This window comes from Bradyrhizobium sp. CCBAU 11434, assembly GCF_028128895.1.
Classification (GTDB): Bacteria; Pseudomonadota; Alphaproteobacteria; order Rhizobiales; family Xanthobacteraceae; genus Bradyrhizobium; species Bradyrhizobium zhengyangense.
Genome location: NZ_LBJX01000103.1, coordinates 261,978 through 286,502 on the forward strand (window position 1 = coordinate 261,978; position 24,525 = coordinate 286,502).

Annotated in this window: 23 protein-coding genes; 13 read left to right on the forward strand and 10 right to left on the reverse strand. The window is 63.3% G+C overall.

Annotated elements, in window-relative coordinates; all coding sequences use genetic code 11:
- The first annotated feature begins 45 nt into the window (after positions 1-45).
- The 9 genes from XI06_RS41355 (at position 46) to XI06_RS41395 (ending at position 8,718) form a co-directional block, all read left to right on the forward strand.
- Complete coding sequence (locus XI06_RS41355; RefSeq protein ID WP_237863370.1) at positions 46-186, forward strand: hypothetical protein; 141 nt, start codon at positions 46-48, stop codon at positions 184-186.
- A 122-nt stretch (positions 187-308) separates the two neighbouring features.
- Positions 309-833: an A24 family peptidase gene (locus tag XI06_RS41360; RefSeq protein WP_237863105.1), complete on the forward strand. Its 525-nt coding sequence runs from the start codon at positions 309-311 to the stop codon at positions 831-833.
- 125 nt (positions 834-958) lie between these two features.
- Positions 959-1,750 carry a Flp pilus assembly protein CpaB gene (gene cpaB / locus XI06_RS41365; RefSeq protein ID WP_237863106.1) on the forward strand — a complete coding sequence of 264 codons (792 nt, stop codon included), beginning with the start codon at positions 959-961 and terminating at the stop codon, positions 1,748-1,750.
- A gap of 11 nt (positions 1,751-1,761) precedes the next feature.
- Complete coding sequence (locus XI06_RS41370; protein WP_237863107.1) at positions 1,762-3,237, forward strand: type II and III secretion system protein family protein; 1,476 nt, start codon at positions 1,762-1,764, stop codon at positions 3,235-3,237.
- Positions 3,238-3,258: 21 nt separating this feature from the next.
- Positions 3,259-3,993, forward strand: a complete 735-nt coding sequence (locus tag XI06_RS41375; RefSeq protein ID WP_237863108.1) for a CpaD family pilus assembly protein — start codon at positions 3,259-3,261, stop codon at positions 3,991-3,993.
- Positions 3,990-5,255 (forward strand): AAA family ATPase, encoded by a 1,266-nt coding sequence (locus tag XI06_RS41380; protein ID WP_237863109.1) that lies wholly within the window; start codon positions 3,990-3,992, stop codon positions 5,253-5,255. The genes XI06_RS41375 and XI06_RS41380 overlap by 4 nt, the downstream gene beginning before the upstream one ends.
- Before the next feature lie 21 nt (positions 5,256-5,276).
- Positions 5,277-6,740, forward strand: coding sequence for a CpaF family protein (locus tag XI06_RS41385; protein WP_237863110.1), 1,464 nt, complete (start codon positions 5,277-5,279; stop codon positions 6,738-6,740).
- Between the two features lie 16 nt (positions 6,741-6,756).
- On the forward strand, positions 6,757-7,734 hold the full coding sequence (locus XI06_RS41390; protein WP_237863111.1) for a type II secretion system F family protein: 978 nt from the start codon (positions 6,757-6,759) through the stop codon (positions 7,732-7,734).
- Positions 7,735-7,743: 9 nt separating this feature from the next.
- On the forward strand, positions 7,744-8,718 hold the full coding sequence (locus XI06_RS41395) for a type II secretion system F family protein (protein ID WP_237863112.1): 975 nt from the start codon (positions 7,744-7,746) through the stop codon (positions 8,716-8,718).
- A gap of 130 nt (positions 8,719-8,848) precedes the next feature.
- Here the strand turns inward: XI06_RS41395 and XI06_RS41400 are convergent, their stop codons facing one another.
- The 3 genes from XI06_RS41400 to XI06_RS41410 all read right to left on the reverse strand — a co-directional run bounded on the left by XI06_RS41400 (position 8,849) and on the right by XI06_RS41410 (position 11,721).
- Positions 8,849-9,664, reverse strand: coding sequence for a tetratricopeptide repeat protein (locus tag XI06_RS41400; RefSeq protein WP_237863113.1), 816 nt, complete (start codon positions 9,662-9,664; stop codon positions 8,849-8,851).
- Positions 9,665-9,735: 71 nt separating this feature from the next.
- Positions 9,736-11,241 carry a metallophosphoesterase family protein gene (locus tag XI06_RS41405; RefSeq protein ID WP_271607907.1) on the reverse strand — a complete coding sequence of 502 codons (1,506 nt, stop codon included), beginning with the start codon at positions 11,239-11,241 and terminating at the stop codon, positions 9,736-9,738.
- A 276-nt stretch (positions 11,242-11,517) separates the two neighbouring features.
- Entirely contained in the window at positions 11,518-11,721 is a 204-nt protein-coding gene (locus tag XI06_RS41410; RefSeq protein WP_237863115.1) for a hypothetical protein, read from the reverse strand.
- Between the two features lie 200 nt (positions 11,722-11,921).
- On the opposite strand from XI06_RS41410, the gene XI06_RS41415 reads away from it, so the two are divergent.
- Together XI06_RS41415 and XI06_RS41420 are read left to right on the forward strand one after the other, a co-directional pair.
- Positions 11,922-13,295 (forward strand): leucyl aminopeptidase family protein, encoded by a 1,374-nt coding sequence (locus XI06_RS41415; protein WP_271607908.1) that lies wholly within the window; start codon positions 11,922-11,924, stop codon positions 13,293-13,295.
- Positions 13,288-14,130, forward strand: a complete 843-nt coding sequence (locus XI06_RS41420; protein WP_271607909.1) for a C40 family peptidase — start codon at positions 13,288-13,290, stop codon at positions 14,128-14,130. Before XI06_RS41415 ends, XI06_RS41420 begins: the two co-directional genes overlap by 8 nt.
- Positions 14,131-14,213: 83 nt before the next feature.
- Here the strand turns inward: XI06_RS41420 and XI06_RS41425 are convergent, their stop codons facing one another.
- From XI06_RS41425 to XI06_RS41445, 4 genes are all read right to left on the reverse strand, one after another.
- Positions 14,214-14,393 carry a hypothetical protein gene (locus XI06_RS41425; protein ID WP_237863118.1) on the reverse strand — a complete coding sequence of 60 codons (180 nt, stop codon included), beginning with the start codon at positions 14,391-14,393 and terminating at the stop codon, positions 14,214-14,216.
- A gap of 80 nt (positions 14,394-14,473) precedes the next feature.
- On the reverse strand, positions 14,474-14,716 hold the full coding sequence (locus XI06_RS41430) for a DUF6894 family protein (RefSeq protein ID WP_271607910.1): 243 nt from the start codon (positions 14,714-14,716) through the stop codon (positions 14,474-14,476).
- A 1,637-nt stretch (positions 14,717-16,353) separates the two neighbouring features.
- The gene (locus XI06_RS41440; protein ID WP_237890274.1) at positions 16,354-17,973 is read right to left on the reverse strand and encodes an MASE4 domain-containing protein; all 1,620 of its coding nucleotides are present in this window, start codon (positions 17,971-17,973) and stop codon (positions 16,354-16,356) included.
- A 76-nt stretch (positions 17,974-18,049) separates the two neighbouring features.
- Positions 18,050-19,012 carry an AraC family transcriptional regulator gene (locus XI06_RS41445; protein ID WP_271608083.1) on the reverse strand — a complete coding sequence of 321 codons (963 nt, stop codon included), beginning with the start codon at positions 19,010-19,012 and terminating at the stop codon, positions 18,050-18,052.
- A gap of 215 nt (positions 19,013-19,227) precedes the next feature.
- Here XI06_RS41445 and XI06_RS41450 point away from each other — a divergent pair, with 215 nt between their 5' ends.
- Positions 19,228-19,998 (forward strand): alpha/beta fold hydrolase, encoded by a 771-nt coding sequence (locus tag XI06_RS41450; protein ID WP_237863122.1) that lies wholly within the window; start codon positions 19,228-19,230, stop codon positions 19,996-19,998.
- 61 nt (positions 19,999-20,059) lie between these two features.
- Positions 20,060-20,584: a hypothetical protein gene (locus XI06_RS41455; protein ID WP_237863123.1), complete on the forward strand. Its 525-nt coding sequence runs from the start codon at positions 20,060-20,062 to the stop codon at positions 20,582-20,584.
- A gap of 10 nt (positions 20,585-20,594) precedes the next feature.
- On the opposite strand, the gene XI06_RS41460 is transcribed toward XI06_RS41455, so the two are convergent.
- From XI06_RS41460 to XI06_RS41470, 3 genes are read right to left on the reverse strand one after another with little or no spacing between them, the layout of a single operon-like run.
- The gene (locus tag XI06_RS41460; protein ID WP_237863124.1) at positions 20,595-22,232 is read right to left on the reverse strand and encodes an ABC transporter ATP-binding protein; all 1,638 of its coding nucleotides are present in this window, start codon (positions 22,230-22,232) and stop codon (positions 20,595-20,597) included.
- Between the two features lie 4 nt (positions 22,233-22,236).
- The gene (locus tag XI06_RS41465) at positions 22,237-23,415 is read right to left on the reverse strand and encodes an ABC transporter permease (RefSeq protein ID WP_237890273.1); all 1,179 of its coding nucleotides are present in this window, start codon (positions 23,413-23,415) and stop codon (positions 22,237-22,239) included.
- Positions 23,415-24,524, reverse strand: a complete 1,110-nt coding sequence (locus tag XI06_RS41470) for a microcin C ABC transporter permease YejB (protein ID WP_237863126.1) — start codon at positions 24,522-24,524, stop codon at positions 23,415-23,417. The genes XI06_RS41465 and XI06_RS41470 overlap by 1 nt, the downstream gene beginning before the upstream one ends.
- Position 24,525: the final 1 nt, after the last annotated feature.

The window sequence follows — 24,525 nt, forward strand, 5'->3', positions numbered from 1 at the left end:
TTCCGGGGCCTTTGTTTTTTAAGGACACGGCGAGTTCCAGTGGCGTTGCGTAAACACAGAACCGATGCCGCAATTGCGGCGACCGAGACGGGCACGGCGCGCGGCGATGCCTCGGCCTATTGGGTCTGCCTTGCACTGCTGCTCGCCACGGTCATGCTGGCGATGCGCGTCGCCAGCATATGGTGAGACCGCCGGCACGCGGTTGTCGTTCCGAGGCTTCCGCGCCTGTTGTCGGTTTGTTTAACACTGCCTTTTAGCATGCGCCGACGCCCGATCCGGCGAAGGACCCAGGCCTCCAGACGCAGCCCATGACACTCGACCTCGCGCGCCTCCTGCTCTTCCCGGCCCTGATGGCGTTCGCGGCCGCCAGCGATCTTTTCACGATGACGATCTCGAACCGGGTGTCGCTGACGCTGGTCGCGGGCTTCTTCATGCTCGCCTTCGCCGGTGGCATGGCACCTTACGAGATGCTGAGCCATGTCGGCGCCGGCGCGCTGCTCCTCGTCGTGGCGTTTACCTGCTTTGCGTTGGGCTGGATGGGCGGGGGCGATGCCAAGGTCGCAGCTGCCGTGGCGCTGTGGTTCGGCTTCGCCCAATTGATGGACTTCCTGCTCTACGCCTCGCTGTTCGGCGGGGCGCTGACACTGCTCCTGCTTCAGTTCCGGCAATGGCCACTCCCTTACGGACTTGCCGGCCAGGCCTGGCTCGCACGGCTCCACGACAAGCAGACCGGCATTCCCTACGGCATCGCGCTCGCGCTTGGCGCGCTGTTGGTCTACCCCGAGACCGAATGGGTGAGAGCGATCGACCTCGCTCACCTCGCACTGCGCTGAACGCCGCGATAACCCGGCGTTAAGGCGATTTAGATACGCCTCATTAACCATGCTTTGACGAATAGCTGGTCAACTGCCGATTACGGCGGCGGCAGCGTCGCAGCGTTTTGTGGAAAGTGAAGCGTATGAATAGGGCACGCATAGTCGTCCTGACGGTCGCCATCTGCGCCGGCGGCATCGCTGCGTACCTGGCGAGCGGCTCGGACTCTGCCCCGCCTCCGGCGGCTCCGGTCGCGCAGCTTCCCACCACCGACGTATTGGTCGCCAAGAACGACATCGGCCTCGGACAGACCCTGAAGCCGGACGACGTGCAGTGGCAGACTTGGCCGACGGCGACCGCCAGCGCCACTTTCATTCGCCGCAACGAGCGCCCCGACGGCGCGACCCAAGTCACTGGTTCGATTGCGCGCGCCCCTTTCATCCAGGGTGAACCGATCCGCGACCAGAAGCTGGTCAAAGCCGATGGTTCCGGCTTCATGGCTGCGATCCTGCCGACCGGCATGCGCGCCATCTCGACCGAAATCTCACCGGAGACCGGCGCCGGCGGCTTCATCCTGCCCAACGATCGCGTTGACGTGCTGCTCACGCGCCGCCTCAAGAACCCGGACCCGGGCGGACAGGACATCGTCACGTCCGAGATCCTCCTGACCAATGTCCGCGTGCTGGCCATTGACCAGGCGCCGAAGGAGAAAGACGGCCAGAACGCGGTGGTCGGCAAGACCGTGACCCTGGAACTGGATTCCGCGCAGACCAAGGTGCTGTCCTCCGGACGCCAGGCCGGGACACTGTCGCTGGCGCTGCGCAGCATTGCCGACGTCAAGACGACCGAGATCACGCTTGATGAATCCGCGCAGCAGCGCGACGGCGTTTCGATCATTCGCTACGGCATTCAAAGTCAGGCTGCGAAGGCACGATGAGGACAGTCGATATGAAATGCAGGGCAAATCTGGCGACGATGCGGACCTCCATGGTCCGCGCCCTGTCGTTCTCGGCCGCTCTCGCGCTGACGCTCAACCCCGCGCTGACGCCCGTGATCGCCGCGGACTACCGTCCGGCGGCACAGGTTGCGGCCGATGACCAGATGAACGCGCGCTTCCTTTCGCTCGGCGTCGGCAAGTCGATCGTGATCGACCTGCCCCGCGACATCAAGGACGTGCTCGTCGCTGATCCCAAGATCGCCAATGCGGTGGTCCGCTCGTCCCAGCGCGCCTACATCATCGGCGCCACGGTCGGCCAGACCAACATCGTGTTCTTCGATTCCGCCGGTCAGCAGATCGCCGCCTATGACATCGCGGTCAAGCGCGACCTTAACGGCGTACGCGCAGCGCTGAAGCAGATCCTGCCCAATTCCGACATCCAGATCGACGGCCTCGGCGACGGCGTGGTCCTGAGCGGCTCCGCGGCCAACCCGGTCGAAGCACAGCAGGCCAACGACCTCGCCGCGCGCCTTGCCGGGGGCGCCGACAAGGTGGTGAACTCAATCATTGTCCGCGGCCGCGACCAAGTCATGCTGAAGGTGACCGTTGCGGAAGTCGCGCGAACCATCGTCAAGCAGCTCGGCATCGATCTCACCGCGAACCTCAACTACGGCACCTCGGTGGTGAGCTTCACCAACTCGAACCCGTTCACCGCGCTTGGCCACAATCTCGTGGACGGCAACAGCCTGAGCGCAAAGTTCGGCGGAGGCCCCTCCGTGCAGGCCACCCTGCGTGCGATGGAAACCGCAGGCGTGATCCGTACGCTGGCCGAGCCGAACCTGACCGCGATCTCCGGCGAGTCCGCGACGTTCATCGCCGGCGGCGAATTCCCGGTGCCGGCAGGCTATGCTTGCGATCCCACCACGCATGTCTGTACCACCCAGATCAGCTTCAAGAAGTTCGGCATCTCGCTCAATTTCACGCCCGTGGTGCTGACCGAAGGCAAGATCAGCCTGCGGGTGATGACCGAGGTGTCGGAACTCTCCAACGACAACGCGATCACGCTGTCGCAGGCCGTCACCTCGACCTCGGTGAACTCGGTGACCGTCCCCTCGATCAGGACCCGCCGCGCCGAGACCTCGCTCGAAATTCCCTCCGGCGGCGCCATGGCGATGGCCGGCCTGATTCAGCAGCAGACCAAGCAGGCGGTCAGCGGATTGCCCGGTTTGATGCAGCTGCCAATTCTCGGCACGCTGTTCCGCAGCCGCGACTTCGTCAACAACTCGACCGAGCTGGTCGTGATCGTGACGCCCTACATCGTGCGCGCGACGTCGCCAAAGGACCTCTCGCGGCCGGATGACGGTTTCTCGGCGCCAGCCGATCCGCAGGCCGAGTTGATCGGCAATATCAACCGCATCTATGGCGTGCCGGGCCGGACCGAGCCGGCCAAGAACTACCGCGGCACTTACGGCTTCATCACCGACTGAGGCGGAACGGGGACTTAAGTCATGATCACAACACGACCCCAGAACCGCCGCCGCACCGCCGGCCTCGGTGGCGTGCTCGTCGGTATCGCGCTTGCGCTCGGCGGCTGCCAGCATGACGAGGTGGCAACGGCGTCCATTCCCGACGACTACAAGCAACGTCACCCTATCGCGATCGAGGAGCAGAACCGCTCGATCGTCGTTTTCGTCGGTCACGCCCGCGGCGGCTTGACCGCGGCCCAGCGCGCCGACGTGATGGGCCTGGCGTCGACCTGGATGCACGAGGGTACCGGCGCCATTCATATCGACGTGCCCACGGGAACGCCCAATGCGCGCCCGGTCGCAGAATCCATGCGTGAGATTCAGGCGATGCTGGCGGCCGGGGGCGTCCCCCCGCGCGGCATCATCGCCCGCCCCTACCAGCCCGAAGACAAGCGCTTCCTGCCGCCGATCCGACTGACTTATTCGAAGGTTGCGGCGGTCGCAGGCCCGTGTGGCCTTTGGCCAGAGGACATCGGCCCCTCGATGAAGAACAAGAGCTGGTTCGAGAACAAGGACTATTACAATTTCGGCTGCGCCTATCAGCGCAACATGGCGGCCATGGTCGACAATCCGTCGGACCTCGAGCAGCCGCGGCCTGAAACTCCTGTTTACACCGCGCGACGCACTGCCGCCTTCGAGAAATACCGCAAGGGCACGCCGACGGCGATCTCCTATCCCGAGGCCGAAAAGGCCAAACTCAGCGACACCGGCAAATGATCAACTACGCGCGCCAGACTCAGGAAGAGCAGCCGGAGATCCCACCGCCGGTCGAGGAGCATATTGCGCCTGCGCCGCGCGTCTCGGTCCAGGCCTTTTGCGAAACCGTCGAGACCGCCGCAGCCGTGCAATCGGCCGGCGAGGATCGCCGCCTCGGCAAGGCCCATCTGAAGATCCAGATGGGCGGTATGGCGGCTGCAATCGAAGCTTACCGCTCGGCACCCACGCCGAATGTAATTGTGCTCGAGAGCGACGCCCGCAACGATCTGTTGGCCGGGCTGGACCAGCTCGCCACCGTCTGCGACGCCGGTACCCGCGTCGTCGTCATCGGCCGCATCAACGACGTCATGCTCTATCGCGAGCTGGTGCGCCGCGGCGTCAGCGACTACGTGCTCGCACCGGTCGGTGCGATCGACGTCGTGCGCTCGATCTGCAATCTGTTCTCGGCGCCGGAAGCCAAGGCGGTCGGCCGCATCATCGCCGTGGTCGGCGCCAAGGGCGGCGTCGGCGCCTCCACCATTTCCCACAACGTCGCCTGGGCCATCGCGCGCGACCTCGCGATGGACGCCGTGGTCGCCGATCTCGACCTTGCTTTCGGCACAGCCGGGCTCGACTATAACCAGGATCCGCCGCAGGGCATCGCGGATGCCGTGTTCTCGCCGGATCGCGTCGATACCGCCTTCATCGACCGCCTGCTGTCGAAATGCACGGACCATCTCAGCCTGCTGGCGGCGCCGGCGACGCTCGACCGGGTCTACGATTTCGGCACCGACGCTTTCGACGCCGTGTTCGACACGCTGCGCTCGACCATGCCCTGCATCGTGCTGGACATCCCGCATCAATGGTCGGGCTGGACCAAGCGCGCCCTCATCGGCGCCGATGACATCCTGATCGTGGCGGCGCCCGATCTCGCCAATCTGCGCAATACCAAGAACCTGTTCGATCTCTTGAAGGCCGCCCGTCCCAACGACCGCCCGCCGCTGTACTGCCTCAACCAGGTCGGCGTTCCCAAGCGGCCGGAGATCGCCGCCACCGAATTCGCCAAGGCGATCGAGAGCCAGCCGGTCGTCTCGATCCCGTTCGAGCCGCAAATCTTCGGCGCAGCCGCCAACAACGGCCAGATGATCGCGGAAATCTCCGCGAACCATAAGTCTATCGAGATGTTCCTCCAGATCGCCCAGCGCCTGACCGGCCGGAGCGAGACGAAGAAACAAAAGTCGTCCTTGCTTTCACCGCTGATTGAGAAGTTGCGGGGAAGATAAGCCGCCGCATGGAGTTGTTAAGTGTTCGGTAAGCGTAGCGGAACAGACACCGACTTTCGGGCTCCCAAGCCCGGCGCCGTGTCGCCAGAGCCTGCCTCGGCTCCGGCGCCGACGGTGTCGCGCGCGCCGCCCCCGCCGGTGGTCGCGTCCCCGCCGCTCGCCCCCTCCCGGCCTCCGCCGGTGATGGAAACCCGCCGCTCGGACAATTATTACGAAGTCAAGGCGACCATCTTTGGCGCGCTGATCGAGGCCATCGACCTCGCCCAGCTCGCCAAGCTCGATTCCGAATCGGCGCGTGAGGAAATCCGCGACATCGTCAACGAGATCATCGCGATCAAGAACATCGTGATGTCGATCGCCGAACAGGAAGAGCTGCTCGACGACATCTGCAACGACGTGCTCGGCTACGGCCCGCTCGAGCCGCTGCTCGCCCGCGACGACATCGCCGACATCATGGTGAACGGCGCCGGTACGGTCTTCATCGAAGTCAGCGGCAAGATCCAGCGGACCGGTATCCGCTTCCGCGACAACCAGCAGCTCCTCAACATCTGCCAACGCATCGTCAGCCAGGTCGGCCGGCGCGTCGACGAATCCTCGCCGATCTGCGACGCGCGCCTTGCCGACGGCTCCCGCGTCAACGCCATCGTGCCGCCGCTCGCAATCGACGGCCCCGCGCTCACCATCCGCAAGTTCAAGAAGGACAAGCTGACGCTGGATCAGCTGGTCAAATTCGGCGCGATCTCGCCTGAGGGCGCGGAGATCCTCCAGATCATCGGGCGCGTCCGCTGCAACGTGCTGATCTCGGGCGGTACCGGCTCGGGCAAGACCACCCTGCTCAACTGTCTCACCAACTACATCGAGCACGACGAGCGCGTCATCACCTGCGAGGACGCGGCCGAACTGCAACTGCAGCAGCCCCATGTGGTGCGGCTCGAAACCCGCCCGCCCAACATCGAGGGCGAAGGCCAGGTCACGATGCGTGAGCTGGTGCGAAACTGCCTGCGTATGCGGCCCGAACGCATCATCGTCGGCGAAGTCCGCGGCCCGGAGGCCTTCGACCTCCTCCAGGCCATGAACACCGGCCACGACGGCTCGATGGGAACGCTGCACGCCAACAATCCCCGCGAAGCGCTGTCGCGCTGCGAATCCATGATCACGATGGGCGGCTTCTCCCTGCCCTCGCGAACGATCCGCGAGATGATCTGCGCCTCGATCGACGTCATCGTCCAGGCCGCGCGTCTGCGCGACGGCTCGCGCCGCATCACCCACATCACCGAGGTGATGGGCATGGAAGGCGACACCATCATCACCCAGGACATCTTCCTCTACGACCTGATCGGCGAGGACGCCAACGGCAAGATCATCGGCCAGCATCGCTCGACCGGCATTGGTCGCCCGAAATTCTGGGAACGCGCCCGCTACTACGGCGAAGAGAAACGCCTTGCCGCTGCGCTCGACGCCGCGGAAAAGAAACCGAACACGTGAGCAGGCCGGCGCAGCCATGAACATTCAGGTCCTCGCCCTCGCCTTCCTCGCCACCGCCGCTGTCGGCGGCATCGCCTGGGTCTTCCTCTATCCGCTGCTGTCTGGCGAGCGAAAGGCCGAAGGTCGGCGCGCCTCGATCGCGCGCGCCGATGCGCCCGCTGCCAAGCAGGCGGAGAAGAGCCAGCGCTCACGCCGCGAGCAGGTCGAGAGCTCGCTCAAGGACCTCGAGGCGAGGCGGGCGCAGGAGAAGAGCGTCCCGCTCAACATTCGCCTGTCGCAGGCGGGGCTCGACTGGACCACACAGAAATTCTGGATCGTATCCGGCGTCGTGGCGGGTGTGTTTTTCTTCGGCGCGCTGTTTGGTGGCGGCGGCCTGCTCGGCGCGGCCGGACTCGCCTTTGCCGGCGGCTTGGGCCTGCCGCGCTGGGCGCTGGGCTTCCTGAAGAAGCGTCGCGAGAACAAGTTCCTGGCGGCGCTTCCCGACGCCGTCGACGTCATCGTCCGCGGCATCAAGGCCGGCCTGCCGCTGTTCGAGTCCATCAAGGTCGTCGCGGCCGACGCGCCGGAGCCGCTACGCAGCGAGTTCCTGGCCATCATCGAGACACAGGCGATTGGCATGCCGCTCGGCGAGGCCTGCTCGCGGCTCTACGATCGCATGCCGCTGCCGGAGGCCAACTTCTTCGGCATCGTGGTGTCGATCCAGCAGAAGTCGGGCGGCAACCTCTCCGAAGCGCTGGGCAACCTCTCCAAGGTGCTGCGCGACCGCAAGAAGATGAAGGAAAAGATCCAGGCGATGTCGATGGAGGCCAAGGCCTCGGCCGGCATCATCGGCTCGTTGCCGCCGATCGTGATGTTCCTCGTCTATCTCACGACCCCCGGTTACATCTCCCTGCTGTGGACCCATCCTACCGGCCAGCTCATGCTGGTCGGGTGCGTCGTCTGGATGTCTGTCGGCATCATGGTGATGAAGAAGATGATCAACTTCGATTTCTAACGGTGCCGCATGGTCGAGTTCCTCGTTACGAAACTGCATGACGCCCACTTCATGACCATGCTCCTGGCAGCCATCGCTGCCAGCGCCACCGTTTACACGCTGGTGATGCCGATGTTCGCCGGCGAGGGCCTTGCCAAGCGCATGAAGGCGGTGGCGAGCGAACGCGAGCGCATCCGGCAGCGCGAGCGCGAACGCCTCAACAAGAGCGAGAAGGTCTCGCTACGCCAGACCCCCAAGCAGCTCGTCTCGAAGGTGGTCGAGGATTTCAATCTCACCAAATGGCTGGCGCAGGAGGCCGCGCGCGACAAGCTGATCATGGCCGGCTATCGCGGCCATGCGCCCTATGTCACGTTCCTGTTCGCCCGCCTGGTCGCCCCTATCGTGCTGTTCGTCGGCTCGATCGTCTATGTCTTCCTGATCGCCCATATGGACCGCCCGATGCCGATCAAGATCGGCATCTGCGTCGGCGCGGCCTATCTCGGCCTCCAGGCGCCGATGCTGTTCCTGAAGAATGCGATCTCCAAGCGCCAGCTCTCGATCAAGCGCGCCTTTCCCGATGCGCTCGACCTGCTGCTGATCTGTATCGAATCCGGCATGTCGGTGGAAATGGCGTTCCGCAAGGTCGCCACCGAAATCGTGGGCCAGTCGATCGCGCTGTCCGAGGAGTTCACCCTGACCACCGCCGAGCTGTCCTATTTGCAGGACCGCAAGGTCGCCTACGAAAACCTGGCCAAGCGCACCGGGCTGGAAGGCGTCAAGTCGGTCTGTCTGGCACTTCAGCAGGCGGAACGCTACGGCACCCCGCTCGGGCAATCCCTGCGCGTCATGGCGCAGGAAAACCGCGACATGCGCATGAACGAAGCCGAGAAGAAGGCCGCCGCGCTGCCGCCGAAGCTGACGGTGCCGATGATCCTGTTCTTCCTGCCGGTGCTGTTCGTCGTCATTCTCGGACCGACCGGCATCAAGATCTCCGAATTGCACTGACGCCGAAACAAAACCGCGAAGACAACCCCATGCACAGTAGCCGGCCGATCGCCGGCCCGGTGGCATGCGGTTTGCGGCAAACGTCTGAATTATCGGATGAAATTCACATCATCGCGCCAAAGGCGGCGAATCAGCCGGGCTGGCTGAGGGAAGCGACCGGCGTCCGCTTCGGCGCGCCGCGCGGATTGTCGTTGCGCCTCAGCATCTCCTTCAGATAGGCGACATTGGCCGCGGCCTGGTCCGGCGGCAGGTCCGCCTTCACGATGGTCTCGGCTTCCGCGAAGCGGCCCTGGAGGCCGACCACCAGGCCGAGATTCTGCCGCACCCGCGAACTCGCCCGCGGCGAGGCATAAGCCTGCCGCAGCGCCTCTTCCGCCTTGGGCAGATCGCGCGACAGCATGTAGGACAGGCCGAGATTGGAGAGCACGCCGGGATCGTCAGGCGCGATTTTGAGCGCGCTCGCATAATAGGCGCGCGCCTCGTCGTGACGGCCCAGCTGGTCGAGGCAGGTGCCCTGCACCGAGAGCAGGCGCCAGTCCGGATTGTCGGGCGAATGTGCCTTCGACAGCACGTCGAAGGCCTGCTGGAAATTGCCGACGTCGGAGAGCGCGCGACCGTATTGCGCCAGCAGCGCCTTGTTGCCGGGATTGGCGAGAGTCGCCTGTTCCAGCACGGCCGCGGCCTGGGCGTGCTGGCCGTTGGCGCGCAGCGCCTGGCCATAGGCCAGCGCCGTGTCGGCATCCTTCGGATTGGCACGATAGCGCTCGCCATAGACCTCGACGGCGCGCGCAGGATCGGCCGGCGCAGCAGCCTCCGCCTTCGGCCCGATCGAGCCGGTGACGTCGGAAAGCTTGGACATTGCCGTGCAGCCGCCGAGGCTGGCGGCCACCAGCGCGATCAGCGAGGCTGACGCAAGAAGCCGGACAGGACGGAACCGTTGACGCATGACGCCTTGACTCTCGAGCGGATTGATCGAGCCGAACGCGCCAGCAATAGACTGTTAACCCTAATGGCCGGTTAACGCGGTATGCTGGCCTGCGGCGGCGCCTCACCGCCGAGGTCCAGATCGAGACCGAGCAGCTTCACCTGGTCGTTCAAGCTCCGCAGCACTTGCAGCCGCTGCCGCGCCCTCTCCTCGACGTCGCCATCCTCGCGCGGCAGCGCCGGCCATCGGCGCTTGAGGTCATCACGACTGATCAGCCTGACGGCCCGGAGCTCGTCGAGCGTGGCGGGGTCGATGTCGAGTATGTCGGCGGATAATCCGATCAGTTCGCGAAGCAAAGCTCTTGCTTCTGCCAGCGCCGCGACATGGCGCCTCTGGACAGACCTGTCGAGCTTGCGATCGAGGTCGGCCAAGGCATGGGACGTCACGAGGTAGGTATAGAGACAATCCGTCCAGCCCTGCCCTCCGTCATCATAGAAGGCAGAGCGCGACAGCAATCGGCGTGCGAGCAGCAGAACCTGATCCCAATCCAGCGACGCCCACGAGGCAATCTCGATCGCCGACTGAATGGCGGGATCTCGGGACAGATCTCGCCCGACCGGAAGGCTGATGAGCCCATCCGGCATGTTCGAATCGAGCGGGCTGAAGGCGCTATCGTTGCGCGGCCGCGAATAGCGGGCGATCGAGATCAGGTAGTCGGGCCGGTCCGCCGCGGGCGCCGCGCCGAAATGGATGATGTTGAAGCCGGCATCGTCGCCACCCTGCCCGGTCGAGGACGGACAGGACAGCACGTAGATCGTGCGCCAGAAATCCTCGCTGCCCCTTCGCGTCGCACGCGGATCGGGAATCGAATAGCGGGTAAGCCCCTCGACATGCCGGTGCCCGTGCAGCACCATGGTGACATTGAGCGAGGTCGCCGCTTCGAGAAAGGTGGCGGGCGCTGCGAGATACATCAGCGGCTCGTCGGCGGCACCGAGGAACCGTTTGCCTTCGCCGGTCGCCTGCGGCAGCGGATGATGATGCAGCGCCAGCACACGGACCAGGTTCTCCGTCGGCTCTGAATAATCCGCCCGCCCGGCTGAACCGACGGTCCCCGCGAGCTCGACGCTGAGCCTAGCAGACCGTGCGACCATCGCATGATAGGCCTGCTCGTCGACATGGCCGCTCGCGAGCGCCGTCAGGCTCGCGCTGTTGGAATCGAGCAGCATCAGGTCGAGTCCAGCCTGACGGTAATAGACGCTCTTCGAGGTTCGCGGCAGATGCAGATAGTCGTAGGCATCGTGCCGGCCGCCCGGCTTACTCGGACGCTTGGCGTCGTGATTGCCGGCAACGGCCTGGATGTCGGTGAACAGGCCGCTCTGCCGGAACGACGCGATGACAGCGACCGCCTCCTCGAGCGAACGCGGCGTCGGATCATTCACGATGTCCCCCGTGATCAGCAGGACCCGATCAGGCACATCCATAAAGCGCGCCATCCGCTCGCGCATGGCGGCGGTGAGCGCCTCGATTGTCGGAAGCAGCCGGCCTGACCCGTCCAGGTGCAGGTCGGAGATCTGCGCAATGACAAACGATCTATCCATACTGCGCCGCTCAATGCGAATGCTGCGTCGCCCAAACGATTGAGAGAAATGCCTACGACGAAGAGCTCAGTCAGGTCACAACCCGGATCGGTATCATCAGGAATTCAACGGCGCTGTTGCGCTCGGTACGTGCAGAAACGCATCACACAACCTAAAAAGTATTTGTCAATAATGCCACAACCGAAACGCTAGTAAAGCCCTGCGGCAACGCACGCATGAACCGCGGTTCTCGACCAAGATACGAGCGCCGGCCGCGGATTGTTTCGGGAAGCTCGATCAATATTCGATGGCGAGACGCTTGCGGATCTCGTCAATGCGTTTGTCGAGCGCGTCGAACCGCGCGTGGACCGAGCGATCGTGGAGATAGAAGACGTAGCCGCCGGCGAGGAATGCGAAGACCCAATGGTGATGCTCGACATAGCCGAAGACGGCCTCGATGGCCTGGCCAATGAATGTGATCCCGCTCCACACAAATTCCATCGCATTCCTCCCGGCACGCATTGTCGTCGGTCATGGGCGTTCTCTGCGCCCCTGATGACCTGCTTGGCGACCACTGCCGGAACCTAGCATGGGTCTTTCTCTGCGAGTAGCGGCTCGCTGAACGGTGACCGCAAAGCCGATTGCAGCCACCGCAAAACTCTGCGAAGTCTCCTCCAACCGAATGACCTGCGGACCCCCCAATGCCTTCCGTCTTCGAGACGTCCTCGACCGCCACCCCAATCACCTTCGTCACCAAATCGAGCTGGGAAGCCGTGCGCGAGACGCTACCGCCGGCGCGGCGCCAGTTCGCCGTTGCGAGCGCCTTTGCCGCCAAGCCGGGCGGCTATCTCGCGCTGCCCGCGCCCGACGGCGCGATTGCGCAGGTGCTGTTCGGCCTCGATGACGACGGCGCGAAATCGCGCGATCTGTTCCGGCCCGGCGCCCTGCCAGGCCTGCTGCCGGCAGGCACCTATCGCTTTGCCAATGCACCGCACGATGCACGACTGGCGGCGCTCGCCTTCGCGCTGGGGTGCTATCGCTTCGCCCGCTACCGCAAGGCCGAGAGACCCGACGTCCGCCTGGTGCCGCCCGATGGCATCGACGTCGCCGAGATCGATCGTATGGCGGAAGCTGCGATGCTGGCGCGCGACCTCATCAACACGCCGTCCAACGACATGGGGCCGGAGCAGTTGGCCGCCGCCGCGCAAGCGCTCGCGGCCGAGTACGGCGCCAGCTACGCCTGCACCATCGGCGAGGAGCTGGAAAAGAGCTTCCCGTTGATCCACGCGGTCGGTATGGCCTCGGATCGCGCGCCGCGGCTGATCGATATCGGGTGGGGCGACCTCACCCATCCCAAGGTGACGCTGGTCGGCAAAGGCGTCTGCTTCGACACCGGCGGGCTGGATTTGAAGCCGTCGAACGGCATGCTGATCATGAAGAAGGACATGGGCGGCGCCGCCAATGTGCTGGCGCTGGCGCACATGGTGATGGATGCGAAGCTGAAGGTGCGGCTGCGCGTGTTGATCCCGGCGGTGGAGAATGCCGTCGCCGGCAATGCCTTCCGTCCGCTCGACATCTTCACCTCCCGCAAGGGCATCACCGTCGAGATCGGCAATACCGACGCGGAAGGCCGGCTGGTGCTCGCCGACGCACTGGCGCTGGCCGACGAGGAGAAGCCCGAGCTGCTGATTGATTTGGGCACGCTGACGGGCGCTGCGCGCGTTGCGCTGGGGCCGGATTTACCGCCCTTTTACACCAATGATGAGACGCTGGCCGCCGACGTCGCGCGCTGCGCGGCGCAGGAGAACGATCCCTTGTGGCGCATGCCGCTGTGGCCGCCTTACGATGCGTGGCTGGACTCCAAGACCGCCACCATCACCAACGCGCCGTCGGGCGGCTTTGCCGGCTCGATCACCTGCGCTCTGTTCCTGCAACGCTTCGTCGAGCAGGCCAGGAGCTGGCTTCACGTGGATATCTATGGCTGGACACCGTCGGCGAAGCCGGCGCGGCCCGAGGGCGGCGAGTGCCAGGCCGCCCGCGCCATCTACAAGGTGCTGAGCGAGCGCTATGCATGATCTCAGGCTGACACCGGCGCGGAGCGACCTCGCCGCGAAATATCTCGAAGGCAAGGTGCAGGCCGATCGCTTCGTCACCGGCGAGGAGTTCGAGGTGATCGCGCCGATCGCGCCGGTCCGCGAGCAGCCGTCGTCGAACGCGATGCTGATGACCGAAGCACTGCGCGGCGAGCGCGTCACTGTCTACGATCGCAACGGCGAGGGCTGGGCCTGGAGCCAGCTCGGCAGCGACGGCTATGTCGGCTGGCTGCCGGATGCGGCGCTGATGAAGCCCGCGGCCGCGCCAACGCACAAGGTGACCGCACTGCGGACGCTCGCCTTTCCCGGTGCGTCGATCAAGCTGCCGCCTGATGATACGCTGGTGCTGGGATCGCAGCTCACGATCGCGCGCGAGGATGGCATGTTCGCCGTCACGCGCGAGGGTACATTCGTGCCGAAGACCCATCTTTCGCCGCTCGACCATCGCGAGCCTGATTTCGTCGCGGTCGCCGAGCGCTTCCTCGGCACGCCCTATCTCTGGGGCGGCAAGAGCAGCCTGGGCATCGATTGCTCCGGTCTGGTCCAGGCCTCGCTGACGGCTGCCGGGATTGGCTGCCCGCGCGACAGCGACATGCAGCAGGCGGGCCTCGGTCGCGCGCTGGAGCGGCACGAGCAGAGCAAGTTGCAACGCGGCGACCTGATCTTCTGGAAGGGCCATGTCGCCATCGTGCGTGATGGCAGCACGATGGTTCACGCCAACGCGTATCACATGGCGACCGTGATCGAGCCGATCGAGCCGGCGGTCGCGCGGATCAAGACGGCCGGCAGCGAGGTCGTTGCGATCAAGCGGCTGTAGCACGCGTCGTCGAGAATACCTCGCGTCTGCTTTGATCCACAAGCTGACCTCTTCAGATGAAAGAGGCCGCCAACTGAGAGCCCTTAGTGCTTTCGCTCATGCTCCCGCTCGTAGTTATCGAGCATTTCTAACTGGCTCGCTAAGCCGCCGAGCGTATGCACGATATTGGTGAGTATGGTGACCTTCTTGGTGGCGGTCCCAGCGACGCTAGCTTCGGCCTTGTAGGCTTCGGCGGCCACCCGACACTCAATGGCGCTCATCATTGGCATGCTCCAGGTTGGCGCTCCGTTGGCGAACACGCCCCCACGCCAGTACGGAAGGAGTTCCACTTGAGGAGGTCGGCCTATTGCCACCGGGTGACCTCGAAATTAACCCGGACCTGCATGACCGGCCCCTCTTCATCCCTCACTTCTATCGCCATGTATCGCGTCGAAAAATGGCGGGCGCCATGCACAGCGTCGCGAGCCATGTCGGCCAAGGACTTGGCGGCTTCTTCTTGCACGTCCCGTAGATTTGAGAATTCCAGGCCGTCTTCGTCTAGAAGAAGAGCGTCTTCGTCGCGGAGGTCAAAATAATACACGGCCATGGCGCGCTCCCAATGCAGGCGGGAGCGCTCGTCTCTCTCAGCCACCGACGCCTACTGGCAGGGCCTAGGCCGATGATGTGAGAACAATACGCTTCGGCAGTATTCGTTGCTATCGAATTCGGACACCGCCCTCCAGCTGATGGTCGATGCAGCGAGATTCGACGAAGGCGGCCTTAGCCCTGCCAGATCAGGTTATGGCACTCTTTGCAGCGATAGACGTTTGCTACGCGACCTTTAGCCGTGTCCGGAACCGTTAGATAATGGCACGGAATGGCATCGCAGACGGGACACTGGCTTGGCGGCTCTTGCGGTGACAACGGATTTTGCGACGCACTCAAAGCTCACTCCTATAAAGGCGGGAGCGCGCGTCTCTCTCTGCCACCGACGCCTACGGGCAGGCCCCAGGTCGGTGATGCCAGAACAATGTTCCTATTCTCGACTGGTTACTAGCAGATTCGGTGCGCTACTCTGGCAGCTCAAGCCTCGGCGATCTGAGCCACTCGCTCATGTGCACGCCGGTTTCTGCATGTCTGGCTTTGCGGAGGGCGTACTCACGTTGAGGACCTGGGGGAAGGGATTTGGCTTCTTCACGGAGGCGTTCGGCTTCTTGGGTGAGGCGTTCTTCAAGGGATCGGGTTTGCTTGAATCGGCGGCGCCGCTGCATGACACAACCTCGTCGTTACGGGTCCTAACCGCAGGGTTTGAGTTCTCGCAAATCTTAATACGCAGGCGGGGTGGCTTCAGTTCCAAAGTGCTATGGGTCATAAGCGGTCTTCCCTGAGAAGCGCTTGGCGGGTCCGCCACGGCCATGAGCGACCCGGCGCACGGCCGGTGAATGATCTGGGCGCCGAGGAGACATTCCCGCCCAGTCTGATTGGGTTAAGGCTGACCAACATACAAACGGCGGGGTGACAATGAGGCTATCGATCTGGCGAGCGAAGTACAGATACGAACGCCGCACGCGACCTCTCGTGTTGACCGCAGCTATCGTCCTGGTAGCGACCTCGGCTCTGGGCGAGGAGGCCCGCTTTTCTGCGTCGGGCACGCATAAGTGCAGCACCGGAAGGGTTTGTCTCGTGACTGGCGTTTATCCCAGCTGCATGAAAGCGGACGAAGATCTCCGGTTTCACGATTGCTGCCCCGGCATCAGGGATTCTAAATCAGCGGATTTTATCCTGAGCTATTGCATTGCCGTCCCCTCCCGATAACCCACCTACGCAAAAACCGAGTTTGCACGACAGTCGCGCAAACAAGATGTCGACGGCCACCGGCGATATTGGCAATGGTCCGCCAGAGGGCTACGGTCGGGGAACAGCCAAGACGAACCTGGCGTTGTACCGGTGATGGCTGTCTTTCGCGCGAAGGAAAGAGCGTTTATGAAAATCGTTCTCCTCACGGTTGGGGTATCGGCCGTCCTCGCCTGGGCCGCCACGACCTCAAGCCAGGCCACGCCGCCATACGCCCTGCAGACCGGCCTACCCTGTAACGCCTGCCATACAAGGCCTCCTGCGCTCAATCAGAATGGCAGGGGGTTCAAGGCAAACGGCTACCGCTGTCCCGACGAACGGTGCGAGGCATACCGCTCGCACAATGATCCATTTGATCCCCACGCCGCCCGACCCTGAGGCGAGGAGGTCCTACGCACGGCCTCTCCTATCGCTTTCAAGAGGCAACGCGATCTCGAACGTCGAACCCTGAGGGCTCGATTTGGCAAGAACCAAACGGCCGCCGTACCTTTCGATGATCGTTCGGCATATCGCCAGTCCCAATCCCATGCCCGCTGGCTTGGTTGTAAAGAACGCATCAAAGATGCGGTCATGATCCTGCGGCGGCACTCCGCGGCCGGTGTCCTGCACAGACAGCAGGACAAACGAGTTTCGTTCGTCGAGCCGCGTGGCAATACTCAATCTGCGGCCGTTGGGGCCGGCGGAAGCCATCGCCTCGATGGCGTTCTTGAACAAGTTCAGAATTACCTGCTGCAACTGCATCGGATCGGCACGCACCAGAGACACTTCGACCCGAAAATCGGTCGCAACGAGAATTTCGTTGAACTGCATTTCGTGCTGCAACAACCGTAACACCTGGCGCGCGACGCCCTCGAGGCTGATCGTGGCCGGTTGATCAACCGCCCCCTTGAACAGTCCACGAACGCTGGTGATTGTCTCGCTTACCCTGAGGCTGTCTTCTTCGATATTCCTTAGAATGGCATTGATCTCGTCGAGCCGACGAGGCTGCGCGACAAGTATCTGCTGAGCGGTGTTTGCGTTCAGGGTGATTGCCCCCAGCGGAGATCCGATTTCGTGAGCGATTGCCGCAGTCGCCGCATCGATGCTCACGAAGCGATTGGAGCGTTCGCGCCGTTGCATGACCAGGGCGCTGGCCAGCCGCGAGTAGAGCACGATCATCTCTGTCACCAGCACGGACAACAGCATGCAACTTGCGATCAGGGCAAATCCGCGCGCGGTGTACCAGCCGACGGAAAATCGCGAAGAGCCCGCGTAAGCCGCCACCAGAAAGTTGGGAAGCGCCGCAAACAACGTGACCATCAGCCACAGATCCAGCACCGTGCGCCGACGGACGAACAGCACCAGCAGCACGAGACAACCCAACAGCGACAGGCCGATATTGAATTGATTGCTGAGCGGGGTCTGCAGCATCAGACCTGTCGTGAAAAAGCTCGGCAAGTGCCTGGTTTCGCCGATGGCCAACCACGACAAAAAGGCTATTGCCGCAAACACCGAGATCAGCGTGGTTGCGATGCTTGCCCTCGTCGAGAGCCTCGAGCCTCCTCCTTTGTCCTTGAGCAGCGCATAGGCAAGGATGCTCAGCGGAAAAGTGGTGTACCAAAGTACGAAGAACCACGCTGGCGTGTTGTAGACGTCACCGATGAGCCCGTTCGGGGCGTAACTGCCCGGAAAGCTCAAAGTTTGCAGAAAGGCAAACGAGCCGGCGAAGATGTATCCGCCCGCGACGACGAGCAACGCCCGGTGAGGCTGCACCGAATATTGAGCGAACAGGAGGGTCGCCGTCAGCAGGTCAGCTGCGCTGGTGACCGTCTGAACTACCGGAAGAAAGCTGTCGATTCTACCGATTTGTCGATTCTCGAAAGGAGCGACGAGAGCTGAAACGGCAAGCATGACGACCACGACACCAGCAGCCACGGTTCGGTGTCGCTGTGTGGACGGCATCAAGGCAACCACCATCGGAGGATCGTGGTCCGCACTGAACCCAAACTGGCCGGTGTTTGCCTTCAGCATTGTGGGCTCCCTGTTACCAATACTGGCATGTCGCAAACGGGCCACTTGCAGACCCGGCGACGCCGCTTGTTCAAGGTCAATCGGATATCTGCAATTCCGAGCCGTCCAACTGCGCATGGCCTGCGTCGGTGCGTCGAGAGGCCCGGTAGCGGCCTGGCGACGCTCCGTGATGCCGGTGAAACAGTTTAGAGAACGCCGCCGCCGTCTCATAGCCGACCCGGCTCGCAATGCGTGCGATGGACTCATCGCTGGTCTCGAGCAGGAACGCCGCTTTCGACATCCGGCGTTCGATCACATAACGTTGCATGGACTGGCCGACGAGCCTGGTGAAGCGCGCCGAAAATGCCGAGCGGCCGAGCCCGACGCGACGGCCAAGGTCGTTCAGTGTCCAGGGCCGCTCGGGGTTCTCGTGAATCTGCTTGAGCGCCGGTCCGATATGTGGGTCGGAGATGGCTCCGAGCCAGCCACCTTGTCCGGGACTGAGAGACGAGATCCAGCTTCGCAGCACCTCGACAAACAGCACTTCCGTCAGTCGCGACAGCGCGACAATTTGCCCGGGACGTTCGAGCGCAGACTCGCTGATCATGCGGCGCAGGATGGCTTCAAGCCAACCACCGTCCGCTGCCGGCTTCAGCAGGAGGACGGGCGGAAGCAACTCGAGCACGCTGCCAAACATCGGCCGCGACACGGTGAAATTGCCGCAAATCATGGTCGAGAGCGGCTTTGCGCGGCCGCCGTGACTGATGACACCAAACCGCGACGACGCGCGATCGATGTCCATGATCCGCAAAGGCTTGGCGCGGCGATCCGAATAGAACACATGGGGATCGCCGCGCGTGATCACGACGAAATCGCCCTCGGTCATCTGGATTTCCTGTCCGTCCGCAAGCGCGAGCGTCGCCGAGCCCCGGCTGAGATAGTGAAACAGCGCGTAGGGACGCGCCGGCAGCTCCAGATTCCAGGGATGGCCAAGCTCGAAGTGAAACAGCAGCGTGCCACCGAGGCGAACGCGATCGAGCACTTGGGCGAGGATGTCCATGCTGTCGAGGTTAGTCTCGTGGACGATCGGACACAACATCCGGACGATTGATCCCTATCGTCCGAAAGGCCTGCGGACTAGGTGATGCTGCGGCGGGCCGCCGTCACGTGCGGCAACCATTTCGCCAACGGCAGATGGAAGAACCGCGACCTCCATGGAAACGCCTGCCCATTCCCCCGGACCGTGCTCGTCCGACATGCCCACAGGAACCATCAATGCGAAACATTCTATTCTCAGCCGCCGCTATACTTCTGGCCGGATCGGCGCTGGCCGGCTCCGCCTATTCCGCCGAGCCGCCCAAGGGCGCAGCCCACAACATCGTGCTCGTGCACGGCGCATTCGTGGACCAGACGAGCTGGCAGCCCGTTGCCGATATTCTCTCGAAGAAAGGCTACAACGTCACGCTCGTGGAAAATCCGCTGACGTCGCTCGCGGCCGACGTCGACGCCACCAAACAGGCCCTCGCAAAGCAGGACGGCAAGACCGTTCTGGTCGGCCATTCCTGGGGCGGCGTGGTGATCACGCAAGCCGGCAACGATCCCAAGGTCTCGGCGCTGGTCTACGTCTCCGCCTTCGCGCCCGACGTCGGCGAATCCCTGGCATCGCTGGCCAAGGCCGGTCCGCCGACCGAAGGCGGCAATGCGATTCATCCCGACGCGAAGGGCAATCTGTACATCGACCCCAAGGTGTTTCCGTCAGCCGTCGCCGCTGACCTTCCTCCTGAGATCGCGGCGCACCTGGCCAACACTCAGCTTCCGTTGAATCATGTTGCGTTCGAGGCCCCCGTCGACATTGCGGCCTGGCACGACAAGCCGAATTTCTACGTCATCAGCACGAAGGACAAGGTCCTCGCGCCCGAGGCCCAGAAGTCGTTCGCTGCCAGGATCAAGGCTCAGACGACGGAAGTCGCCGGCAGCCATGCCTCGCTCGTCGTTCATGCGAAGCAAGTCGCCGAGGTCATCGAAAAGGCCGCGCTCGCGAAGTGACGGTGCCGCTCCCGGCGTGTTCGCGCCGGGAGCGCGCAGGCTCTGGAAGGGACATTCCTGCATGTATAAGACATTGGTTGTCACCCTCGCTGCCTCGGCTTTTTTCACCGGAGCTGTCGCAGCTGCTCCGGCCGTCGGGAACGCGCCGCTGGATGCGGCGACCCTCGGCGCGATCAAATTGAAGTTCGGCAGGCTGATGGAGCTGGCGAACAAACACGATTTCACGGCTTTGCATGGGATGTTCTGGCAATCGCCTTCGACCCTGTTGGTGGCCAAGAGCGCGATTCCTTCTGAAGGAAACTGGGCCGGCTATTGGGGCAACGAAGCGATCGATCAAAAACTGCATGATATCGGCAGCTCGGGTCCGGTCGTGATCGAGCCGGATTATTCAAAGCTCAGGGTTGTCGGTCTGACGCGCGACGTCGCCGAGTCCTATGTGCCGATGAACATCACCGTCTCCTATGCGGGACAGGACGGAACGGCGAGGCCCTTTCTCATGATCATCAATTGGCTTCGCGCCGGGAAAGACTGGAAGATCGCGTCCGAAATCATCTTGCCGGTACCAGCGGTACCCGCGGCGAAATGACCAGGAAAACCTACGTCGCGACCGAGCCGTTGCCCGCCGTCTCCAGCCGGAACGCTGCCGCGAACAGCGCGCGCGTGTAATCCGTCTTCGGGTTCTTGAACAGCTCCGCGGCCTGGCCTTCCTCCACCACCTTGCCGCCACGCATCACGATGAGATGGCTCGCAAGCGAGGCGACGACGCGCAAATCGTGCGAGATGAACATGTAGGTGAGATCGCGCTTGCGCTGGAGCTCGCGCAAGAGATCGACCATCTGCGCCTGGAACAGCATGTCGAGCGCGCTGGTCGGCTCGTCCAGCACGACGAAGTCGGGCTCCAGCACGACCGCGCGCGCGATCGAGATGCGCTGGCGCTGGCCGCCGGAGAATTCATGCGGATAGCGGTCGCGGATCTCCGGCTTCAGCCCGACATCCTCGAGCGCCTTGACGACGCGCGCCTCGCGCTCCTCGCGCGACAGGTTCGGCTGATGCACGGAAAGGCCTTCCGCGATGATGTCGGCAACCGACATGCGCGGTGAGAGGGAGCCGAACGGATCCTGGAACACGATCTGCATATCGCGCCTGATGGGGCGCATCTCCTTGAAGCGCAGGCCCTGGATGTCCTTTCCTAAGAAGACGATGCGACCGTTCGACGAGATCAACCGCAGCAGCGCGAGGCCCAGCGTGGTCTTGCCCGAGCCGGACTCGCCGACGACGCCGAGCGTCTCGCCTTTGCGCACGGCGACGCTGACGCCGTCGACCGCCTTGATGTGGCCGACCGTCTTGCGCATCAGACCGCGCTTGATCGGAAACCAGACCTTCAGATCGTCGGCCGCCATCACGACAGGCGCATTCGGCTGCGGCGGCGCCGGATCCGGTTTCGGCTCGGCCGCGAGCAGATCGCGCGTATAGGGATGTTTCGGGGTCTTGAAGACCTGCTCGACCGGCCCCTGCTCGACGATCACGCCACCCTTCATGACGCAGACGGTGTCGGCGATGCGGCGCACGATGCCGAGGTCGTGGGTGATGAAGAGCAGGCTCATGCCGAGCCTTGACCTGATCTCGGCGAGCAGCGCCAGGATCTGTGCCTGCACGGTGACGTCGAGCGCCGTGGTCGGTTCGTCCGCGATCAAGAGATCCGGCTCGTTGGCGAGCGCCATCGCAATCATCACGCGCTGGCGCTGTCCGCCGGAGAGCTGGTGCGGATAGCTCTTCAGCCGCGTCTCCGGTTCGGGAATGCCGACTTGCGTTAGCAGCTCCAGCGTCCGCTTGCGCGCCTGGGCATTGCTGGTCGGATTGTGCAGCTGGATGATCTCGCCGATCTGCGCCTCGATCGTGTGCAGCGGATTGAGCGAGGTCATTGGCTCCTGGAAGATGATGGAGATGTCGCTGCCGCGGATTTCCCGCATCTGCTGCTCGCTCCGGTCGATCAGCTCCTGCCCCTTGAAGCGGATGCTGCCCGAGGGATGCGAGGCGCTGGGATAGGGCAGCAGCTTCAGGATCGACAGCGCGCTGACCGACTTGCCGGAGCCGGATTCGCCGACCAGCGCGACGCATTCGCCGCGCTTGATCTGGAACGAGACCTTGTCGACCGCAAGCGTCGTGTTGCCGCCCTGGTGGAAAGCCACCGAGAGGTCGCGGACGGCAAGCAGGGGCTGGTTGATCGCGTCCATGCGCTTACCTGAAGGTCTTGCGTGGGTCGAAAGCATCGCGCACGGCTTCGCCCGTGAAAAGCAGGAGCGAGAGCATGATCGCGACCGAGAAGAAGCCAGCAAAGCCGAGCCACGGCGCCTGCACATTGGCCTTGGCCTGCGACAGCAATTCACCCAGCGAAGGCGAGCCGGGCGGCAAGCCGAAGCCGAGAAAATCGAGCGCGGTCAGCGTCATCACCGAGGACGAGACGATGAACGGCAGGAAGGTCATGGTCGCCACCATCGCATTCGGCAACAGGTGACGGAACATGATCATGACATTGGAGACACCGAGCGCCCGCGCCGCCTGGATGTATTCGAAATTGCGGCCGCGCAGGAATTCCGCGCGCACGAGGCCCACCAGCGACACCCAGTGAAACAGCACCATGATGCCGAGCAGGATGAAGAAGCCTGGCGGAAGCACGGCCGATATGATCAGCAGCAGATAGAGATAGGGGATCGAGTTCCAGATCTCGATGAAACGCTGGAACAGGAGATCGGTCCACCCGCCAAAATAGCCCTGCACGCCACCGGCGATGATGCCGATGACCGACGAGCAGATCGTGAGTGCGAGGCCGAACAGCACGGAGATGCGGAAGCCGTAAATCAGCCGGGCGACGACGTCGCGGCCCTGATCGTCGGTACCGAGCCAGTTGTATTCGAGGTCGCGGCAGCTCTTCAGCCCCTTCTTCTCCACCACCGGCTTGCATTGCGCTTCCGTCAGCAACCATGTCGGCGGCGACGGCGCCGGCGTCGGCAAATCAAGATTGTGGGTGTCGTAGGAATAGCGGATCAGCGGCCATAGGATGGTGCCGCCCTTGTCCTTGATGAGCTTCTGCAGATACGGGTCGCGATAATCGGCGGCGGTCTCGAAATCGCCGCCGAATGTCGTTTCCGAATAGGTCACGAAGGCCGGCCAGTAGAGATGGCCGTCGAACTTGATCAGGAACGGCCGGTCGTTGGCGATCAGCTCGGCGAACAGCGAGACGACGAACAGGGCTATGAAGATCCAGAACGACCAGTAACCGCGGCGATTAGCCTTGAAGTTCTGCCAGCGCCGCTTGTTGAGCGGCGACGGCACGAACGGCTTGCGCGTGATCGGCACGGCGTCGCCGAGCGGCGACTTTGCGGTGGTTTCGATCGGAGTGGGGGCTGTCAGCGTCATCAGACCTCCCGCGCCTCGAAATCGATCCGTGGATCGATCCACATGTAGGTCAGGTCGGAGATCAGACCGATCACGAGCCCCATGAGCGAAAATATGTAGAGCGTCCCGAACACGACCGGATAGTCGCGGTTGAGCACGCTCTCGAACGAGAGCAGACCGAGCCCATCGAGCGAGAAGATGGTCTCGATCAACAGCGCTCCCGAGAAGAATGCGCTGATGAACGCGCCGGGGAAGCCCGCGATGACGATCAGCATGGCATTGCGGAAGATGTGACCATAGAGCACCTGGCGCTCGCTGCAGCCCTTGGCCCGCGCCGTCATGACATATTGCTTGCGAATCTCGTCCAGGAAGGAGTTCTTGGTGAGAAGCGTCATGGTCGCGAAGGCACCGAGCGCCATCGCGATCAGCGGCAGCGTCAGGTGCCAGAAATAATCGATGATCTTCCAGTACCACGGAAAGCTCGACCAGCCGTCGGAGGTCAATCCGCGCAGGGGGAACCAGTTGAAGAACGAGCCGCCGGCAAATAGGATGATCAGGAGAATCGCAAACAGGAATCCCGGGATCGCATAGCCGAGCACGATCACGCCCGATGTCCAGACATCGAAGCGCGAGCCGTCCTTGACGGCTTTGCGGATGCCGAGAGGAATCGAGATCATGTAGGTCAGCAGCGTGAGCCAAAGACCGAGCGAGATCGAGACCGGCAGCTTCTCCTTGATGAGTTGGATCACGCTGACATCGCGGAAATAGCTCCTGCCGAAGTCGAAGCGGGCGAAATTCCAGACCATCAGCGCGAAGCGTTCCGGCGCCGGCTTGTCGAAGCCGAACTGCTTCTCGAGATTCTTGATGAAATCGGGGTCCAGCCCCTGCGCGCCGCGATATTTCGAATTGATGGCGTCGCCGCCCGCACCCACCTGACCGGGCGCACGTTGCGCGAAATCGCCGCCGCCGGAGATGCGCGAGGTCCCGCCGGTGTCGGCACCCGAGAGCTGCGCGATCACGCGCTCGACCGGACCGCCCGGCGCAAATTGCACGACCACGAAGGAGATGAAGAGGATGCCGAGCAGCGTCGGAATCATCAGCAGAATGCGGCGGGCGATATAGGTGGTCATG

Bases quoted from the DNA above. Each gene is read 5' to 3' on its own strand.
- XI06_RS41360 (WP_237863105.1), top strand. From the start codon at position 309: ATGACACTCGACCTCGCGCGCCTCCTGCTCTTCCCGGCCCTGATGGCG.
- cpaB (WP_237863106.1), top strand. From the start codon at position 959: ATGAATAGGGCACGCATAGTCGTCCTGACGGTCGCCATCTGCGCCGGC.
- XI06_RS41370 (WP_237863107.1), top strand. From the start codon at position 1,762: ATGAAATGCAGGGCAAATCTGGCGACGATGCGGACCTCCATGGTCCGC.
- XI06_RS41375 (WP_237863108.1), top strand. From the start codon at position 3,259: ATGATCACAACACGACCCCAGAACCGCCGCCGCACCGCCGGCCTCGGT.
- XI06_RS41380 (WP_237863109.1), top strand. From the start codon at position 3,990: ATGATCAACTACGCGCGCCAGACTCAGGAAGAGCAGCCGGAGATCCCA.
- XI06_RS41390 (WP_237863111.1), top strand. From the start codon at position 6,757: ATGAACATTCAGGTCCTCGCCCTCGCCTTCCTCGCCACCGCCGCTGTC.
- XI06_RS41395 (WP_237863112.1), top strand. From the start codon at position 7,744: ATGGTCGAGTTCCTCGTTACGAAACTGCATGACGCCCACTTCATGACC.
- XI06_RS41400 (WP_237863113.1), bottom strand. From the start codon at position 9,664: ATGCGTCAACGGTTCCGTCCTGTCCGGCTTCTTGCGTCAGCCTCGCTG.
- XI06_RS41405 (WP_271607907.1), bottom strand. From the start codon at position 11,241: ATGGATAGATCGTTTGTCATTGCGCAGATCTCCGACCTGCACCTGGAC.
- XI06_RS41410 (WP_237863115.1), bottom strand. From the start codon at position 11,721: ATGGAATTTGTGTGGAGCGGGATCACATTCATTGGCCAGGCCATCGAG.
- XI06_RS41415 (WP_271607908.1), top strand. From the start codon at position 11,922: ATGCCTTCCGTCTTCGAGACGTCCTCGACCGCCACCCCAATCACCTTC.
- XI06_RS41420 (WP_271607909.1), top strand. From the start codon at position 13,288: ATGCATGATCTCAGGCTGACACCGGCGCGGAGCGACCTCGCCGCGAAA.
- XI06_RS41425 (WP_237863118.1), bottom strand. From the start codon at position 14,393: ATGATGAGCGCCATTGAGTGTCGGGTGGCCGCCGAAGCCTACAAGGCC.
- XI06_RS41430 (WP_271607910.1), bottom strand. From the start codon at position 14,716: ATGGCCGTGTATTATTTTGACCTCCGCGACGAAGACGCTCTTCTTCTA.
- XI06_RS41440 (WP_237890274.1), bottom strand. From the start codon at position 17,973: ATGCTGAAGGCAAACACCGGCCAGTTTGGGTTCAGTGCGGACCACGAT.
- XI06_RS41445 (WP_271608083.1), bottom strand. From the start codon at position 19,012: ATGGACATCCTCGCCCAAGTGCTCGATCGCGTTCGCCTCGGTGGCACG.
- XI06_RS41450 (WP_237863122.1), top strand. From the start codon at position 19,228: ATGCGAAACATTCTATTCTCAGCCGCCGCTATACTTCTGGCCGGATCG.
- XI06_RS41455 (WP_237863123.1), top strand. From the start codon at position 20,060: ATGTATAAGACATTGGTTGTCACCCTCGCTGCCTCGGCTTTTTTCACC.
- XI06_RS41460 (WP_237863124.1), bottom strand. From the start codon at position 22,232: ATGGACGCGATCAACCAGCCCCTGCTTGCCGTCCGCGACCTCTCGGTG.
- XI06_RS41465 (WP_237890273.1), bottom strand. From the start codon at position 23,415: ATGACGCTGACAGCCCCCACTCCGATCGAAACCACCGCAAAGTCGCCG.
- XI06_RS41470 (WP_237863126.1), bottom strand. From the start codon at position 24,524: ATGACCACCTATATCGCCCGCCGCATTCTGCTGATGATTCCGACGCTG.